The sequence below is a fragment of the Pseudomonas sp. WS 5532 genome (genome assembly GCF_012985445.1).
GTDB classification, from domain to species: Bacteria; Pseudomonadota; Gammaproteobacteria; order Pseudomonadales; family Pseudomonadaceae; genus Aquipseudomonas; species Aquipseudomonas edaphica.
Genome location: NZ_JAAQWK010000022.1, coordinates 24,844 through 42,266 on the forward strand (window position 1 = coordinate 24,844; position 17,423 = coordinate 42,266).

A 17,423-nucleotide genomic window follows, 5' to 3' on the forward strand; every position below is an offset into this window, starting at 1 on the left:
GGGTGAGTGCACGCCGCATCAGCCCCTCAGAACTGCTGAGGGTCAGATATTACTCTGCGTAAACTTTTCGTAATACAGCTGAACGCCATCAAGTGTCTGATCCGCCAGCCATTGTTGGATGGATTCGACCATTGGAGGGGGGCCGCATACGTACATATCGGCCGAACTGTCCCGCAATTCGGCCAGGTCGAAATGTTCGGTGAGGTAACCGCGTTTGCCAGGCCACTCGGGTGACGGGTCGCTGAGCACTTCGGTGTAGCGAAAGCCGGGGATTGTCGAGGTGTAGGCTTCGATGCGTTGTGCTTCGCACAAGTCCTCGGCCCCGCGCACGCCGTAATACAAGTGGACCGGCTGGTTGCAGCCGTTGGCAGCCAGCTCATCGAGCATACCCAGCAAGGCCGACAAGCCAGTGCCGCCGGCCACCAGTATCAGCGGCCGGGTGACATGCCTGAGGTAGAAGGCACCCAATGGCGCCTCCATCAGCACTTGATCACCGACCTGGCAGCGCTCGCGCAGGTAGTTGCTCATGACACCATCGGGCAGCAGGCGCACCAGAAACTGCAGTTGATTACCCGGCCGGTTGGCGAAGGAGTACGAACGCCAACTGTCGGTGCCGGGCACCGCCAGGCGGGCGTATTGGCCGGGCAGGAAGTCCAGCGGGTTGTCCAGGGTCACCTGCAAAATCGCGGTGCTGGCCGACACCTGCTGCACTTCGCTGACCTTGCCGCGCACGTGTACCGGCCCCGGCGCGTTGCACAGGCTCGAATCAAAATCGAAGTAGAACGTAGCGTCGGACTGCACCCGCGTCTGGCAACTGAGCATCTTGCGTTGCTTGAGGTCGAGGCTGGAGAGGGCTTCGTCGTCGACATAATCCTGGGTGTAATCGCCGGACTCGCAACGACCCTGGCAGGTGCCGCACACGCCTTCGCGGCAATCGAGCGGGATCTTGATGCCGTTGCGCAATGCCGCATCCAGCAGGATTTCATTCGCGCCTACCGGGAAAAACAGGGTCTTGCCGTCGGCAAAACTGAAGGCCACTTTGTGATTCATCCGCATAACTCCGCGTATCTGATTTTTGTGGCTGACCCGTGAGCTTTTGTGGCGACCGGGCTTGTTGTGGCGAGCGGGCTTGCCCCGCGTTGGGCTGCGAAGCAGCCCCAATAAAGTCACCGCATTTATCCAGTCAAACCGCAGTGCCTGAATTAGGGCCGCTTCGCGCCCCAACGCGGGGCAAGCCCGCTCGCCACAGGACGGTGCTTGTCACAAAAGTTCTCTGCTACAAGTGATAGAAATCCAGCACCGAGTTGATGGTGTCGTTGAGCAACAGTGCGTGCTTGCGGGTGATCAGCCAGCTGTCGCCATCCGGCTTGAGGTGGTAAGTGGCAGGCCCGTAAAACTGCTCTGAGGTGGCCAGGCGATAGAACAGCGTGTGCCAGTTCAGCTTCACCTCCAGCGTGCCGTCTGCCTGCTCGGCGATCCGCACGTTATTGATCAAGTGCAAGGTGCGCGGCATCGGCGTGGCCGACGCGGCCTTGCCGGTGCGCAAACGGAACACGCGGTCTTCCAGGCCCGAACGGTTGGCGTAGTAGATCAGCGACATTTCGCGTTTGGGGTCGCGGGTGTACACGTGCTCCGAGTCCCATTGCGGCAAGTGAAACTCGCTCTGCGGGTCGAACAGCTGCACATAGGCGTCCCAGTCCTGGGCGTCGCACAGTTCGGATTTGCGATAGAAAAATTGCTCGATCCGGTACTGCAATTGGGCATCCATCACTTCACCTCCCGCAGTGTCAGCGCTTGCTGGTCCAGGCCTTTGAGCAGAAATTGCTGCCAGTTACGGTGCTGGTTCACGTACAGGCCTTCGTGGGTGAATTCGGTGCCGGTCATGGCCGGTTGAATGCCGATGGCTTTGCTGTTCGGCGTAGGGCCGGTTTCCCAGCGATGGCTGCCCCGTGAGATATCGCTCCAGCGCTCCAGGCGGCCCTGGAAACCGCGCTGGGCTTCGCGAAACTCCACCAGATCATCCGGCGTGCCCATGCCCGATACGTTGAAGAAATCCTCAAACTGGCGAATGCGGTTTTCGCGGTCGGCATCCGACTCGTTTTTCACGCCCAGGCACTGGCTGATGATCTCCGTCTTGTTCCACGCCACCGGGCGGATGATGCGCAGCTGCGAGCTGATCTGGTCGAGAAAGAACAGGCTCGGGTAGATGTTCAGGTTGCGCAGGCGGTGCATCATCCACTCGGCTTTCTGCTGGCCGTGTTCTTCCACCAGGCGCGGCATGATGGTGGCGTAGCCCGAGCGCACGCTGGGGTTGGGCATGTCGCTGAACAGCACGCTGTGGCCGTTGTTGAAGGCGAACCAGCCGTCATCGGTATTCGCGTCGCCGGCGCCGAGTTTGCTGTAGTCCAGTGTGCTGGCGGACGCGCTGCCGTTTTCGGTATTCACCTGCTGACGATGCTGCACCGTGGCCACGTAGTTGTAGTGCACGGTGCTGACGTGATAACCGTCCAGGCCGTTTTCGTTTTGCAGTTTCCAGTTGCCGTCGTAGGTGTAGGCGGATTTGCCCGGCAACACTTCCAGCTCACCGGTGGCCGACTGCGCGACCATCATGTCGAAGAACACTTTGGCGTCACCGAGGAAGTCTTCCAGGCTGTCGGTGCCTTGCACGTTGAGGCTGATGAACACAAAGCCCTTGTAGCTTTCGATACGGGCTTTTTTCAGGCCGCGTGTGGCTTTGTCGAAACCTTCCGGGTACTCGCCCGGCGCCTTGACCTTCACCAGCCGGCCGTCGCTCTTGTAGCACCAGGCGTGGAACGGGCAGGTAAAGGTCGATTGGTTGCCCTTGCCGACGCGGGTCAGTGTGGTGCCACGATGCTGGCAAGCGTTGATCAGCGCATTGAGTTGGCCTTCGCCGTCGCGGGTGATGATCATCGGCTGGCGCCCGGCGCGCATGGTCACGAAGTCGTGGTTATTGGCCAGTTCACTTTCGTGGCAGGCGTAGATCCAGTTTTTTTCGAAGATCAGTTCCATCTCCAGGTCGAACAGTTCGGGCTCGGTGAACATGTCGCGGGCGATGCGAAACACTTCATCCACCGGCCGAAAGTCCAGGCAACCTTCGATAAACGTTTTCCACTGCTCGACGCTTCTTGCACCACTCATGGGAGGCACCTTTTTAGATAGGGGCTAATCGGTGGGGTATTAGAGGCAGTGGGGCAGGGCGCGGGCTATCCGCTTAATGGGTGAAGGCAGGCCGCAAAATTGGGCAGCAAATACCCAGTTCAGTGCGCCCAGGTGACGCCATGCGCTACTGTCATACCAAGGGAAGGTCGCAAATGCCTGCGGCTTATCCACATAGTCGACGCTTGCTATCCACCCGGTTGCATTCAGGCGGGCGTGGCGTAGAACTTGCTGTCGATTGCCAACGACGCGCCGCCAGAGCGCGCAACCGCCTAACCGCCGTGGGTGCCCCTGATGAGTAGCCATACACGCGAAATCCATATTCAACGCTTCGACCTGGAGGGCGCCTGCAGCTGGATGTCCGGCATCTGCGGGCCGCACCGCCTGGCGACAAGCACGCCCGAGCGCCTGCGTTTTCACCACAGCGCCAATGTGTTCAAGTCCCGCGCCACCACCTTGGGCGTGATCGAGTACGGCACCGATGTGACCATTGATATCGAAGACGCCGAGCACTTCAGCAGCTACAGCCTGAGCCTGCCGTTGGTGGGCGAGCAGGAATTGAGCAAGAACGGCGAGCGCCTGAGTTCCAACCGTGACCAAGGCGTGATTTTGTCGCCTAACGAGCATCAGGTGCTGGCGATTTCCGGTGATTGTCGCAAGTTGCAGGTGGTGATTACGCGGGCGGCGATGAGTGAGTCGCTGGAAGGGTTGCTGCAACGGCCGATTGAAGCGCCACTGCGGTTTGAGTCGGTGATGGATGCGGTGGACGGTGCTTCGGCATCGTGGTGGCGCATGGCGCGCTACTTTATTGCGGAGCTTGAGTGCAGCAGCGAGTTGTATGAGCAGGCGGCGTTTACGCGGGATCTGGAAAGCTCGTTGATCAAGGGTTTGATCCTGGCCCAGCCGAACAACTATTCAGAAGAATTGCGCGACGTGCTCGGCGTGAAGCTGCCGCATTACCTGATTCGGGCGCGGCAATACATCCACGACAACGCCCGCGAGGCGATCCATTTGGAAGACCTGGAAGCGGCTGCGGGTGTGTCGCGGTTCAAGCTGTTCGATGCGTTTCGTAAATACTTTGCGCTGTCGCCGATGGCGTATTTGAAGAAGTACCGACTGGGTGTCGTGCGCCAGGAAATCCTCGAGCATGGTTCAATTCGCACCATCTCCGAGATCGCGCTGGGCTGGGGCTTTACCCACTTGGGTCGGTTTTCGGCGGAGTACCGCAAACTCTTCGATGAATCCCCCAGCCAAACCCTGCAGCGCAAACGCCTGCGCAGTCTCTGAACTGTATGAAGATCAAACTGTGGGAGCAGGCAAGCCAGCTCCCACAGGGGAATTGCGGTGTTTGGAGGGTTTCAGATCAACTCTTCAACCAACTGCAAACAATGACTCAGCCCTGGCGACTGATCATTCACTCGCCTGCTCAGGATAATCGGCGAGGTCGCAGTGGCTTCCACAATCGGCGTGTAGCCGATATCCGCCCGGTGCAACACCTGCACCGAGGCCGGCACCAGCGTCACGCCCATTCCCGCGCCCACCAGCCCGATGGCCGTCTGCAACTCGTTGGTCCACTGCACCACCTTGAGGCTCAAACCATGGGCGTCGAACAGCGCGATCACATGGTCGGCATAGCTGGGGCGCGGGTTGCCGGGGTAGAGCACAAACGGCTCTGCGGCCAATTGCGCGAGGGTGGCGGGCGCGCCCAGCAGCGAGTGGCCGGCGGGCAATACGGCCACCAGTCGATCTTCCACCAGCACGCGCTGGACGATGGCCGGGTCGTCGATGCGAATGCGCCCGAAACCCACATCAATGCGCCCGGCCTTGAGCGCCTCGACTTGCTGCAGGGTGGTCATCTCCGACAAGCCCAATTCCAGCTCCAGCGCCTCATGGTTGCGCAGCCGCCGTATCAACTCCGGCAGCACGCCGTACAGGGTCGATGGCGCAAAGCCGATGCCCAGCCAGGTCTTTTCGCCCTGGCCGATGCGCCGCGTGGTATCGCAAACCTTGGCCAGTTGTTCCAGCAGCACATTGGCGTGCTCATAGAAAAATCGCCCGGCTTCGGTCAGCCGCAACGGGCGGCCGCGTTCCAGCAACATCACGCCCAGTTCATCCTCCAGTTGCTGGATCTGCCGGCTCAATGGCGGCTGGGCAATGTGCAGGCGAACGGCTGCGCGGGTGAAGTTGAGGGTTTCACCCAGCACCTGGAAATAGCGAAGATGACGCAGTTCCATGACGGTTCCTTTTATACCTTGAGGGTATCGTGCGAGACCCATTCTATATTGGAAGCCTTTAAAGATACGGCACAGAATCGGCTCAAATCTATAAAGAACCCAACGGGTATAGCCATGCCGATTTGCGCCATCGAGTCGATCGAGACCATCATCGTCGACCTTCCCACCATTCGCCCGCACAAGTTGGCGATGCACACCATGCAAAACCAGACGTTGGTGATCATCCGCCTGCGCTGCGCCGACGGCATTGAAGGCATCGGTGAGTCCACCACCATCGGCGGTTTGAGCTACGGCAACGAAAGCCCGGACAGCATCAAGGTCAACATCGACCGTCACTTCGCGCCGCTGCTGATTGGCCAGGACGCGAGCAATATCAACGCGGCCATGTTGCGCCTGGAGCGCAGCATTCGCGGTAATACCTTTGCCAAATCCGGCATCGAAAGCGCCTTGCTCGATGCACTGGGCAAACGCCTGAACCTGCCGGTGAGCGAACTGCTCGGCGGGCGTGTACGTGACGCCTTGCCGGTGGCCTGGACCTTGGCCAGCGGCAACACCGAACAGGACATCGCCGAGGCCGAAAAGATGCTCGACCTGCGCCGTCATCGCCTCTTCAAGTTGAAGATCGGCGCTGGAGAGGTCAATCGCGACCTGGCCCATGTGATCGCGATCAAAAAAGCCCTGGGCGAGCGTGCCAGTGTGCGTGTCGACGTCAACCAGGCCTGGGACGAAGCCGTGGCCCTGCGCGCCTGCAAGGTGCTGGGCGATAACGGCATTGACCTGATTGAGCAGCCGATTTCGCGCAATAACCGTGGCGGCATGGCCCGGCTCAACCTGTCGAGCCCGGCGCCGATCATGGCCGATGAATCCATTGAATGTGTCGAAGACGCCTTCAACCTGGCCCGCGAAGGCGCGGCTTCGGTGTTCGCGCTCAAGATAGCCAAAAACGGCGGCCCACGGGCGGTGTTGCGCACCGCCGCGATTGCCGAGGCGGCGGGCATCGGCTTGTACGGCGGCACCATGCTCGAAGGCGGCATCGGCACATTGGCGTCGGCGCATGCCTTTCTCACGCTGAACACGCTGGCGTGGGGCACCGAACTGTTCGGCCCACTGCTGCTCACCGAAGACATCCTCACCGAGCCGCCGGTGTACCGCGATTTCGAGCTGCATGTCTCCACCGCACCGGGCCTGGGCCTGGCCATTGATGAAGAACGCTTGGCGTTCTTGCGTCGTGACAAACACTAAGAGGCGCCTGCCATGTTGTTCCACGTAAAAATGACCGTGAACCTGCCGCTGGACATGAACCCCGAGCGCGCCGCCACCCTCAAGGCCGAGGAGAAAGCCCTGGCGCAGCGCCTGCAACAGGAGGGCAAATGGCGCCACTTGTGGCGAATCGCCGGGCACTACGCCAACTACAGCGTGTTCGACGTCGAGAGCGTGCAAGACCTGCACGACCTGCTGATGCAACTGCCGCTTTTTCCCTACATGGCCATCGAAGTGAACGCCCTGTGCCGCCACCCTTCGTCGATCCATGAGGACGACCGTTGAGCCTGTTTTGCACCCAATAATTACAAGATGAGGATTGCACCATGTCCATCCGACTGTCCCAGACTGCCCATGCCCAGGCGTTTCTCGAAGAAGCCAGCGGCAACCATAACGACGGCGGCAACCCGCGCACCAAGGCGCTGATCTACCGGATCCTGCGCGATACGGTAAACATCATCGAAGACCTGGAAGTGACCCCGGAAGAGTTCTGGAAGGCGGTCAATTACCTCAATGAATTGGGTAAAAATCAGGAGGCGGGTTTGCTGGCTGCCGGCTTGGGCCTGGAGCATTACCTGGACTTGCTGATGGACGCTGCGGACGAAGAGGCCGGCAAATCCGGCGGTACGCCACGCACCATCGAAGGCCCGCTGTACGTGGCCGGCGCGCCGCTGAGCCAATACGAAGCGCGGCTGGACGATGGCAAGGACGACGCAGTGCCGCTGTTTATGCGCGGGCAAGTGCGCGACACCGACGGCAAGCCGTTGGCGGGTGCGATTGTGGATGTGTGGCAGGCCAACACGGGTGGCACCTATTCGTGGTTTGACCCAACGCAATCGGAGTTCAACCTGCGTCGGCGCATTGAGACCGATGCCCAGGGCAACTACCGGTTCCGCAGCATCGTGCCGTCGGGCTACGGTTGCCCGCCGACCGGGCCGACTCAGCAGTTGCTCGACCAGTTGGGTCGCCACGGGCAGCGGCCGGCGCATATTCACTTCTTCATCTCGGCACCGGGGCATCGGCACCTGACCACGCAGATCAACCTGTCGGACGACCCGTACCTGCATGATGATTTTGCCTACGCGACGCGCGATGAGTTGATCGCCGAGATTCGCTTTAGTGACGATCAGCAATTGGCGCGCGAGTTTGGGGTGCAAGGGCGGTTTGCGCAGATTGATTTTGACTTTGAGTTGCAACTGGCAGACGCGCCGGTAGAGCAAAAACGCATGCAGCGCGTTCGCGCCCTCGAAGACTGATTAACCGCGGTCAAAAAAATGTGGGAGCTGGCTTGTTGTGGCGAGCAAGCTTGCTTGCGCTGGGGTGCGAAGCGCCCCCAAAAAGCCGGCTCCAGCTGCGCTGTCGTACGGGAGCAAGCTCCCTCGCCACAACAAGCCAGCTCCCACAGGTTTTGTAGTGTTGCGGTTATTTGCGCACCACCAGATCCAACACCTCATCCCGGTCCTTGATCTTCTGCAACACAATCTCCGAACGAATATCCATCACCCCGGCCGTGCGGTTCAGGTGGTTCACGATAAAGTCGGAAAAGTGCTTGAGGTTGCGCGCCTGCACACGCAACACATAGTTGCTTGCACCCGTAATCACATAGGCACTGGCCACCTCCGGCCACCCCTGCACCTTCTTGATAAACGTCTCGTGCCAGTCCTCCACATCCTGGCGCAACGACAGGTGCACGATGGCCTCAAGCTCAATCCCCAACTGCTCGGCATTCAACACGGCGCGGTAGCCGCTGATGATTCCTTCGCTCTCCAGCAGGCGCAAACGGCGCAGGCAGGCGGAGGGCGACAGGGCGACTTTTTCCGCCAGTTCCTGGTTGCTGATGCGGCCATCCTGTTGCAAAAAATGCAGGAGGCGCAGGTCGGTGGCGTCGAGAATCATGGTTAGAATAAATCCGCGTATTTGGGGGTTAAATTCGAATTTCCTACAGCTTAATTAGCCTGTTACCCACCACTTTGCACGAAAATTCTCTAAAACTTCGTTCATTATTTGGTCCATCTTCACTTATAAAAAATCAGGACAACCCATGACCACCCGAAGCCACTGCCAAGCCCTCGACGCCCAGGACCCGCTGGCGCCACTGCGTCAGCAGTTTGCCTTGCCTGCGGGCGTGATCTACCTCGATGGCAACTCTCTGGGCGCCCGCCCGGTGGCGGCGATGGCGCGCGCCCAGCAGGTGATTGCCGAGGAGTGGGGCAATGGCTTGATTCGTAGCTGGAACAGCGCCGGTTGGGCGGATTTGTCCCAACGCCTGGGCAACCGCCTGGCGCCGCTGATCGGCGCGCGTGACGGTGAAGTGGTGATTACCGATACCACCTCGATCAACCTGTTCAAGGTGCTCAGCGCTGCCTTGAGCGTGCAGCGCCAACGCGAGCCTGCGCGCAAGGTGATTGTCAGCGAGGCGAGTAACTTTCCCACCGATTTGTACATCGCCGAAGGCCTGACCGAGTTGTTGCAACAGGGCTATTCCCTGCGGTTGGTCAACAGCCCGGACGAGCTGCCCCAAGCCATCGACCAGGACGTGGCGGTGGTGATGCTTACCCACGTCAATTACAAGACCGGCTACATGTACGACATGCAGGCGCTCACCGCCTTGAGCCACGAATGTGGCGCGCTGAGCATCTGGGACCTGGCGCATTCGGCGGGCGCGGTGCCCATCGACCTGAACAAGGCCGGTGCCGATTATGCGATTGGCTGCACCTACAAATACCTGAATGGCGGGCCGGGCTCGCAGGCGTTTGTGTGGGTCAACCCGGCGTTGGTGGATGTGGTGCGCCAGCCGCTATCGGGTTGGTTTGGCCACACGCGCCAGTTCGCCATGGAAGCTCAGTACGCGCCAAGCGCCGGCATCGCGCGCTACCTGTGCGGCACGCAGCCGATCACGTCGTTGGCAATGGTCGAATGCGGCCTGGAGATTTTTGCCCAGACCGACATGGCCAGCCTGCGCAGCAAATCCCTGGCCTTGACCGACCTGTTTATCGCGCTGGTCGAAGCCCGTTGCGCCGCCCACGGGCTGGAGCTGATTACGCCGCGTGAGCATGCCCGGCGCGGAAGCCACGTGAGTTTCGAACACCCTGAAGGTTATGCGGTGATCCAGGCCTTGATCGCCCGTGGCGTGATCGGCGATTACCGTGAGCCGCGCATCATGCGCTTTGGGTTTACGCCGTTGTACACAAGCTTTACCGAGGTATTTGATGCTGTAAAGATCCTTGGCGAAATCCTCGACAACCGCACCTGGGACCAACCCCAATTCAAAGTGCGCAACAGCGTCACTTAAGTACAACACGAATCAAAATGTGGGAGCTGGCTTGTTGTGGCGAGCAAGCTTGCTTGCGCTGGGGTGCGAAGCGCCCCCAAAAAGCCGGCTCCAGCTGCGCTGTCGAACGGGAGCAAGCTCCCTCGCCACAGCAAGCCAGCTCCCACAAGGTTCAGCGCCAGCCATAACAATCACAATAATAAAGGGGCACACCACGTGACCACGCCAGACAACGGCTTTGCAGAGATCACCCATCGCGAACTGGGCCTGAGGCGCCAGCTCACTTCCGGCCAGATGAGCATGATCGCCATCGGTGGCGCCATCGGCACGGGGCTGTTCATGGGCAGCGCCTACGCCATCGGTTATGCCGGGCCGAGTGTGCTGGTGAGTTACGCCATCGGTGCGTTGATCACCTTGCTGTTGATGGGCTGCCTGGCGGAGATGACCGTGGCGCACTCCACCTCGGGCTCGTTCGGTGCCTACGCCGAGTTCTACATCAGCCCGCTGGCCGGCTTTCTGGTGCGTTATGCCTACTGGGCGGCGATTGTGCTGGCAGTGGGCGCCGAGGTCACGGCGGTGGCGATGTACATGAAGTACTGGTTCGCCAACGTGCCGGAGTGGGTGTGGATCGTGTCGTTTTCCAGTGTGCTGATCCTGCTCAATGCCATCAGCGTAAAGACCTTCGGCAACTTCGAATACTGGTTCTCGACCATCAAGATCACCGCAATCGTCGGCTTCATCATCCTCGCGGTGTACGTGGTGTTCGGCTCCGGTAATCCTGATTATGGCGTGCAGAACTACACGGCCCACGACGGGTTTTTCCCCCATGGGCTGAGCGGCATGTGGATCGCAGTGATCGTGTCGATCTTCAGCTATCTGAGCGTAGAGATGATCGCCGTGGCCGCCGGTGAAGCCGCCGACCCGGAGCAAGCGGTGAAGAAGGCCTTTCGCGCCACCATCGTGCGGTTGGTGGTGTTCTACCTGCTGACCCTGGCATTGATGCTCGCCATCGTGCCGTGGAACCAGGCCGGCCAGACCCAGAGCCCGTTTGTTACGGTAATGCAGACCATTGGTATTCCCGGTGCCACCGGGGTGATGAATTTCGTGATCCTGATCGCCGCGTTGTCGGCGATGAACAGCCAGCTCTACATCACCACACGCATGATGTTCAGCCTGTCGCGTGCAGGTTTTGCGCCCAAGTCCATGGGCGCCTTGAGCAAGAGCGGCATTCCGCTGAACGCGTTGCTGCTGTCCAGCTCCGGCATTGCCCTGGCGACCTTGTTGAACGTGGTGTACCCGGAAAGCTCGTTCACCTTGATGATGGCGATTTCGATGTTTGGCGCGATCTTCACCTGGTTCATGATCTTCCTCACGCACCTGTTTTTTCGCCGTTATCGCAAGCGTCATGGCGGGCCGAAGCTGTCGTTCCAGCTGCGCCTGTTTCCCTACAGCACACTGCTGGGCCTGGTGCTGATGGGGGCGGTGATGATCACCACGTACTTCACCGAGGCCTTCAAGATGACGCTGGTGTTTGGCGTGCCATTCCTGATGATCCTGTCAGCGGTGTATTACGGGTTTTTCCGCAAGGGCAGGGCCAGGGCGTCGAACAAGGCTTTGGCGTAACCGGGCAATTGCTCGAAGGAGCGGGCGCATAACAGTAGTTTGCGACAGGCCCAGTCTTCGCTTAATGGCTGGGCTTTAATGCGCTTTTCTGTCGGCCAACGTTCCAATGCGGCCTGAGGCACGATGCCCAGGCCGGCGCCGCCGGCGACCATGCGGATCAACCCATCAAAACCCTCGGCGCGAATGCGTGTTTGCAGGCGAAAGCCTGCGTGCAATGCCTGTTCTTCCAGGTATACCGAAAGCGCGCTGTTGGCGGTCAGGCCTACATAATCGTATTGCAGGCTGTCGATGAAGTTCGCCGTCGCCAACGGATGATCGAGGGGCATGATCAGCACCAGCGGGTCATCGCGAAACGGCAGGGTCTGCAAGCCGTGGGTGTCCACCGCATCGGAGATAATCCCCAGGTCTGCTGTGCCCTGGCGCAAGGCTTGGGTAATGCGCAGGCTGGGCAACTCCTGCAAGTCGATATCGAGGTTGGGGTGTTGGCGCAAAAAGTCCGCCAGCAGTTCCGGCAGGTATTCGCTCAGGGCGGTGGTGTTGCACAGCAGGCGCACCTGGCCTTTGATGCCCTGGGCGTATTCGGCCAGGTCCTGTTGCAGGTGCTCGGCCTGTTGCAACAGCAGGCGGGCGTGGCGGGCCAGGGCTTTGCCTGCGGGTGTTGGCGTGACGCCACGGCGGCCGCGTTCAAGAAACTCGATGCCCAATGACGCTTCCATCGCACGGATACGCGCGCTGGCCGCCGCCAGGGATAAATGGCTGCGCGCCGCGCCGGCAGTGATGTTGCCGGTGTCGAGGGTGTGCAGGTAGAGGCGCAGGTCGATCAGGTCAAAGTGCATGGCTGAGGTTTCTCGAGTGACTTCACTGGCCTTATCGCAGGCAAGCCAGCTCCCACCTTTTGCTTTGTGAACACAGTCCAATGTGGGAGCTGGCTTGCCTGCGATAGCTATTTAAGCCTCACGCAAAACAAGAGGCTACCTCAGTATATGGCGAATTTTCGACCTCACCGAAATCCTGCAAAATCGCCTCATGACTACCTTCCTCGCGTTCTACCAAAACCTCGGCCCGGCCTTGACCCTGCTGGTGATCGGCACCTTCCTGCTGGCCGGCACCGTCAAGGGCGTGATCGGCCTGGGCCTGCCCACCGTGGCCATGGGCATGCTCGGCCTGGCTATGCTCCCGGCGCAGGCTGCGGCCTTGCTGATCATTCCATCCACAGTCACCAACCTCTGGCAACTGGCGTTCGGTGGCCACTTGAGCGCCTTGCTCAAGCGCCTGTGGCCAATGCTGCTGCTGATTATTCTCGGCACCGGGCTTGGCACGTTGTGGCTGGGCACGGACGGCGGGCATTGGGTGGTTCGCGCGCTGGGTGGCGCCTTGCTGGTGTATGCGTTAAGTGGCTTGTTTTTGCCGACCTTCAAGGTGAAACCTAAAACCGAGCGCTGGCTTGGCCCGTTGTGCGGTCTGGTCACCGGCCTTATCACTTCGGCGACGGGCGTGTTCGTGATTCCGGCCGTGCCCTATCTGCAAGCCCTGGGTTTGAACCGCGATCAATTGGTGCAGGCACTGGGGCTGGCGTTCACCGCTTCCACGTTGGCGTTGGCCGCAGCGCTGACCTGGCGTGGCACCCTGGGCGGTGGCGAAGTCAGCGCCTCGCTGTTGGCGCTGATACCCGCGTTGTTGGGGATGTGGCTGGGCCAGGTGTTGCGCCAGCGCATCAGCGCGGTGCTGTTCAAACGGGTGTTTTTCGTCGGCATGGCGCTGTTGGGGGGCCATCTACTGATCAGCGGCTGAGTGGCTGTTCACGGTGTAAGCTGTCGCGAACCGATTGAGAGGACACCCCGTGAAAGCCCGATCCGATGAGCTACAGATCTTCGTCAGCGTGATTGAGTGCGGCTCGATTTCGGCAGCCGCGGAGCAGGTCGGGCAGACGCCGTCGGCCGTCAGCCGCACCTTGTCGCGCCTGGAAGCCAAGCTCGACACCACGCTGATCAACCGCACCACGCGGCGCATGGACCTGACCGAGGAGGGCAAGTACTTTTTCGAGCAGGCCAAGCTGATCCTGGCGCAGATGGACGAGCTGGAAGAGCGCCTGTCGTCGCGCCAGAAGAACCCCGCCGGGCGTCTGCGCATCAATGCGGCCGTGCCGTTCATGCTGCATGGGATCGTGCCGTACATTGCCGAGTTTCGCAGCCTCTACCCGGATATCCAGCTGGAGCTGAACAGTGACGACCTGATCATCGACCTGCTGGAGCAGAGCACCGACATTGCCATCCGCATCGGTGCCCTGGCCGACTCGACCCTGCATGCGCGCTCGTTGGGTTGTACGCCGCTGCATATCCTCGCCAGCCCTGACTACCTCAAGCAGTTCGGCACGCCGAAGACGGTGGCCGAGTTGGTCGACCATACGCTGCTGGGCTTCACCCAGACCGAAACCCTCAACCACTGGCCGCTGCGCCACGTGGAAGGCGACCGCTGGCTGATCCAGCCGAGCATTGCCGCCTCCAGCGGTGAAACCGTGCGTCAATTGGCGCTGGAAGGGCAGGGCATTTGCTGCCTGTCGAACTTCATGACCAACGCCGACATCGATGCCGGGCGCCTGGTACCGGTGCTGGAAGCCTTCAACAGCGGCTATCGCCAGCCGATCCATGCGGTGTTCTACCGTAACTCGCAGTTGGCGCTGCGCATCCAGTGCTTCCTGGATTTCATTCAAACCAAGCTTGCGCGGTATGCCTGCTGATTCGTGACCTGTGCGCAAGATTGAATTGGGCAGCATGGGCTTATTCGGCAGGAATGAGTCCTTGATACTGGGCCTATCACTTACCCAGTCAGGAGCAACCTCCATGAACGTATTCGTCACCGGCGCAGCAGGGTTTATCGGCGGCTCCATCGCCACCGGCCTGGTCAAGGCCGGCCACACGGTCACCGGCCTGGTGCGCAGCGCCGAGCAAGCGGCTGAAATGACCGCCCTGGGCATCACGCCCGTGATCGGCACGCTGGATGACGCCGCCGTGTTGACCGCACAGGCTTCTAAAGCTGATGCGGTGATCAATGCCGCGAGCAGCGACCATCGTGCTGCGGTGGAAACCTTGCTGGCAGCCTTGAAAGGTTCGAACAAGCCGTTCCTGCACACCAGCGGTTCGAGCATTGTTGGCGATGCTTCGGGCGGTAAATCCAGCGATGTCATCTACGTTGAAGACAACCTGCCGGAGCCGACCGTCGACAAGGCCGCGCGCGTGGCCATCGACAACCTGATCCTGGCGGCGGCCAAAGAGGGCGTGAACTCGGCGGTGATCTGCAACACCCTGATCTACGGCCACAGCCTGGGCGTGAAGCGTGACAGCGTGCAATTGCCACGACTGCTCAAGCAAGCGCGCAAAAGTGGTGTGGTGCGCCATGTGGGCACTGGCCAGAACATTTGGTCCAACGTACACATTGAAGACGTGGTGGCCCTGTATCTGCTGGCGCTGACCAAAAACGTTCCGGGCACGTTCTACTTTGTGGAAAGCAGCGAAGCGGCGTTTGTCGACATGACCACCGCAATTGCCCAAGCCCTGAACCTGGGCGAGCCGCAGGGTTGGCCGTTGGCTGAGGCTGAGGCTGAGTGGGGCTATGAAATGGCCAACTATGGCCTGGGTTCCAACAGCCGGGTGCGTGGCAAACATGCGCGTGAGTTGCTGGGCTGGGCGCCGACGCGCACGTCGGTGGTGGAGTGGATTCGCAACGAGATGGTGTGATGTCCGCTTAGTACCGCGGCGTTGCCATCGCAGGCAAGCCAGCTCCCACACTTGAATGTATTCGCAATTCAAAATGTGGGAGCTGGCTTGCCTGCGATGAAGGCGACTCGGTTCATGTGTTGTTACACATTACTGGCCCCACCGACCGCAATTCCGTACCATCCCCCGCCATATCCCTCGCTACTCCCTGGTACCTCATGAACCTCACCCGTCTGCGCGCCGATGCCCTGGCCGGCCTCACCACGTCTTTCGCACTGCTGCCCGAATGCATCGCCTTTGCCCTGGTGGCTCACCTCAACCCGCTGATGGGCCTCTACGGCGCCTTTATCATCTGCACGCTCACGGCCTTGTTCGGCGGCCGGCCGGGCATGGTCTCGGGCGCGGCGGGTTCGATGGCGGTGGTGATCGTGGCGCTGGTGGTGCAACACGGCGTGGAGTATTTGCTCGCGACGGTGCTGCTGGGCGGTCTGATCATGGTCGCGTTCGGCCTGTTACGGCTGGGCAAACTGGTGCGCATGGTGCCGCATTCGGTGATGCTCGGGTTCGTCAACGGCCTGGCGATCATCATTGCGCTGGCACAGCTGGAGCATTTCAAAAGCGGTGAAACCTGGCTGAGCGGCACGCCGTTGTACGTGATGACCGGGTTGGTGGTGGCAACCATGGCGATTGTTTACCTGCTGCCACGCCTGACCCGCGCCGTGCCGCCCGCGCTGGTGGCGATTTTGGGCGTCGGCCTGGCTGTTTACCTGCTTGGCCTGCCAACCCGCACGTTGGGCGACATGGCCCACATCGCCGGCGGCCTGCCAACCTTCGCGTTGCCGCAAATCCCGTGGACCCTGGAAACCCTCGGCATCATTGCGCCTTACGCGTTTCTGATGGCGATGGTCGGCCTGCTGGAAACCCTGCTGACCCTGAACCTCACCGACGAAATCACCGAAACCCGTGGCTACCCCGACCGCGAAAGCGTGGCCCTGGGCGCGGCGAATATGGTCTCGGGCCTGTTTGGCGGCATGGGCGGTTGCGCGATGATCGGGCAAACCGTGATCAACTTAAGCTCTGGCGGGCGCGGGCGTTTCTCCGGGGGGGTCGCCGGGGTGATGATCCTGTTGTTTATTCTGTTTTTGTCGCCGCTGATTGAGCGTATTCCGCTCGCGGCTTTGGTCGGCGTGATGTTCGTGGTGTCCCAGCAGACCTTTGCCTGGGCGTCGCTGCGGGTGATCAACAAGGTGCCGGTCAACGACGTGTTGGTGATTATTGCGGTAACGGTGATTACCGTGTTCACCGACCTGGCCACCGCCGTGCTCTGCGGTATCGTGATTGCGGCGCTGAACTTCGCCTGGCAACAGGCCCGTGAGCTGTATGCCGATGAGCATCTGGAAGCCGACGGCAGCAAGCTGTATCGCCTGCACGGCACGCTGTTCTTTGCCTCGACCACGCCATTTTTGAACCAGTTCGACCCGGCCAACGACCCGGCCCAGGTGACGCTCGATTGTCGTCACCTGAGCTTTGTCGACTACTCAGCCATTGCTGCGCTGATGACCCTGCGCGAGCGCTACACCAAGGCCGGCAAGCATTTGCGCGTGCTGCATTTGTCGGAGCGCTGCAAGAAGCTGCTCAAGCGCGCCCGCGTGCATCACGACTGATTACAGCGGCAGCATATTTTCCAGTTCCTGGGCGCGGGTGCGGGTCATGTCCAGCATGCAGCCGATGCCATTGACCTGATCGATGGTGCCACCAGTCGCTGAGCCGATGAAGCCGCAGTTGGCGTCTCGGTACTTGATCCACAGGCGCTGTACGTCCTGCAGTTGCTGCTTCTGTTTGCCTTCCTGAAGCGCAAGGACGTCTTTGTAGGCCTTGTTCAGGCGCGCGTCCTGGATCTTGGCTTCGGTGGCGTTGCAGCTGACCATGTCCGCCGTGGTGTTGGCGCCATCCAGGCATTTTTTCAACGCCGGGCTGTCATCGGCCCAAGCGCTGCCGCAAAAGGCCAGCAGCAGTGCGCTGGCGGCGAAAGGAACAAGCAGGGTCTTGCGCTTCATTGTTGGTTTTCCTGGTTGTGGGTAGGCCTGCCATCTGAGACTCGGCCCTGGTAGCTGAGTTTCCGCACGCAAAAAACTTCATGTAAGA

Annotated in this window: 17 protein-coding genes; 10 read left to right on the top strand and 7 right to left on the bottom strand. The window is 60.5% G+C overall.

What is annotated here, in order from left to right; translation table 11 throughout:
- Positions 1-42: 42 nt before the first annotated feature.
- The 3 genes from antC to antA form a co-directional block, all read right to left on the bottom strand.
- A complete protein-coding gene (gene antC, locus HBO23_RS27405) occupies positions 43-1,050 on the bottom strand; it encodes an anthranilate 1,2-dioxygenase electron transfer component AntC (protein WP_170040481.1) in 1,008 nt (335 codons plus the stop codon).
- Positions 1,051-1,276: 226 nt separating this feature from the next.
- Positions 1,277-1,768: an anthranilate 1,2-dioxygenase small subunit gene (antB, locus tag HBO23_RS27410; protein ID WP_056858366.1), complete on the bottom strand. Its 492-nt coding sequence runs from the start codon at positions 1,766-1,768 to the stop codon at positions 1,277-1,279.
- The gene (gene antA / locus HBO23_RS27415) at positions 1,768-3,159 is read right to left on the bottom strand and encodes an anthranilate 1,2-dioxygenase large subunit (protein WP_170040483.1); all 1,392 of its coding nucleotides are present in this window, start codon (positions 3,157-3,159) and stop codon (positions 1,768-1,770) included. The genes antB and antA overlap by 1 nt, the downstream gene beginning before the upstream one ends.
- 312 nt (positions 3,160-3,471) lie before the next feature.
- Between antA and HBO23_RS27420 the strand changes: the two genes are divergently transcribed.
- Complete coding sequence (locus tag HBO23_RS27420) at positions 3,472-4,464, top strand: AraC family transcriptional regulator (protein WP_017137963.1); 993 nt, start codon at positions 3,472-3,474, stop codon at positions 4,462-4,464.
- Positions 4,465-4,535: 71 nt separating this feature from the next.
- On the opposite strand, the gene HBO23_RS27425 is transcribed toward HBO23_RS27420, so the two are convergent.
- Positions 4,536-5,411: a LysR family transcriptional regulator gene (locus HBO23_RS27425; RefSeq protein WP_138452827.1), complete on the bottom strand. Its 876-nt coding sequence runs from the start codon at positions 5,409-5,411 to the stop codon at positions 4,536-4,538.
- A 114-nt stretch (positions 5,412-5,525) separates the two neighbouring features.
- On the opposite strand from HBO23_RS27425, the gene HBO23_RS27430 reads away from it, so the two are divergent.
- Genes HBO23_RS27430 through catA form a run of 3 tightly spaced genes read left to right on the top strand, consistent with a single transcriptional unit; the run spans position 5,526 to position 7,927 of the window.
- Positions 5,526-6,653, top strand: coding sequence for a muconate cycloisomerase family protein (locus tag HBO23_RS27430; RefSeq protein WP_170040485.1), 1,128 nt, complete (start codon positions 5,526-5,528; stop codon positions 6,651-6,653).
- Between the two features lie 12 nt (positions 6,654-6,665).
- Positions 6,666-6,956 (top strand): muconolactone Delta-isomerase, encoded by a 291-nt coding sequence (catC, locus tag HBO23_RS27435; RefSeq protein ID WP_099549426.1) that lies wholly within the window; start codon positions 6,666-6,668, stop codon positions 6,954-6,956.
- A gap of 41 nt (positions 6,957-6,997) precedes the next feature.
- Complete coding sequence (gene catA / locus HBO23_RS27440) at positions 6,998-7,927, top strand: catechol 1,2-dioxygenase (RefSeq protein ID WP_170040487.1); 930 nt, start codon at positions 6,998-7,000, stop codon at positions 7,925-7,927.
- A gap of 166 nt (positions 7,928-8,093) precedes the next feature.
- On the opposite strand, the gene HBO23_RS27445 is transcribed toward catA, so the two are convergent.
- Positions 8,094-8,567 (bottom strand): Lrp/AsnC family transcriptional regulator, encoded by a 474-nt coding sequence (locus HBO23_RS27445; RefSeq protein ID WP_003176072.1) that lies wholly within the window; start codon positions 8,565-8,567, stop codon positions 8,094-8,096.
- A 145-nt stretch (positions 8,568-8,712) separates the two neighbouring features.
- Between HBO23_RS27445 and kynU the strand changes: the two genes are divergently transcribed.
- Together kynU and HBO23_RS27455 are read left to right on the top strand one after the other, a co-directional pair.
- Entirely contained in the window at positions 8,713-9,963 is a 1,251-nt protein-coding gene (gene kynU / locus HBO23_RS27450; protein WP_170040489.1) for a kynureninase, read from the top strand.
- Between the two features lie 195 nt (positions 9,964-10,158).
- Positions 10,159-11,565 carry an amino acid permease gene (locus HBO23_RS27455; RefSeq protein ID WP_017137956.1) on the top strand — a complete coding sequence of 469 codons (1,407 nt, stop codon included), beginning with the start codon at positions 10,159-10,161 and terminating at the stop codon, positions 11,563-11,565.
- Here HBO23_RS27455 and HBO23_RS27460 read toward each other — a convergent pair.
- Positions 11,511-12,401 carry a LysR substrate-binding domain-containing protein gene (locus HBO23_RS27460; protein WP_170040491.1) on the bottom strand — a complete coding sequence of 297 codons (891 nt, stop codon included), beginning with the start codon at positions 12,399-12,401 and terminating at the stop codon, positions 11,511-11,513. The two genes, HBO23_RS27455 and HBO23_RS27460, sit on opposite strands and share 55 nt — an antisense overlap.
- 190 nt (positions 12,402-12,591) lie before the next feature.
- Between HBO23_RS27460 and HBO23_RS27465 the strand changes: the two genes are divergently transcribed.
- The 4 genes from HBO23_RS27465 (at position 12,592) to HBO23_RS27480 (ending at position 16,942) form a co-directional block, all read left to right on the top strand.
- Positions 12,592-13,356: a sulfite exporter TauE/SafE family protein gene (locus HBO23_RS27465; RefSeq protein WP_170040493.1), complete on the top strand. Its 765-nt coding sequence runs from the start codon at positions 12,592-12,594 to the stop codon at positions 13,354-13,356.
- A 49-nt stretch (positions 13,357-13,405) separates the two neighbouring features.
- Positions 13,406-14,302, top strand: a complete 897-nt coding sequence (locus tag HBO23_RS27470) for a LysR family transcriptional regulator (RefSeq protein ID WP_017137953.1) — start codon at positions 13,406-13,408, stop codon at positions 14,300-14,302.
- Between the two features lie 103 nt (positions 14,303-14,405).
- Positions 14,406-15,299: an NAD-dependent epimerase/dehydratase family protein gene (locus HBO23_RS27475; RefSeq protein ID WP_170040495.1), complete on the top strand. Its 894-nt coding sequence runs from the start codon at positions 14,406-14,408 to the stop codon at positions 15,297-15,299.
- A 197-nt stretch (positions 15,300-15,496) separates the two neighbouring features.
- Complete coding sequence (locus tag HBO23_RS27480) at positions 15,497-16,942, top strand: SulP family inorganic anion transporter (RefSeq protein WP_170040497.1); 1,446 nt, start codon at positions 15,497-15,499, stop codon at positions 16,940-16,942.
- On the opposite strand, the gene HBO23_RS27485 is transcribed toward HBO23_RS27480, so the two are convergent.
- Complete coding sequence (locus tag HBO23_RS27485) at positions 16,943-17,335, bottom strand: lysozyme inhibitor LprI family protein (RefSeq protein WP_099549435.1); 393 nt, start codon at positions 17,333-17,335, stop codon at positions 16,943-16,945.
- Between the last annotated feature and the right edge of the window lie 88 nt (positions 17,336-17,423).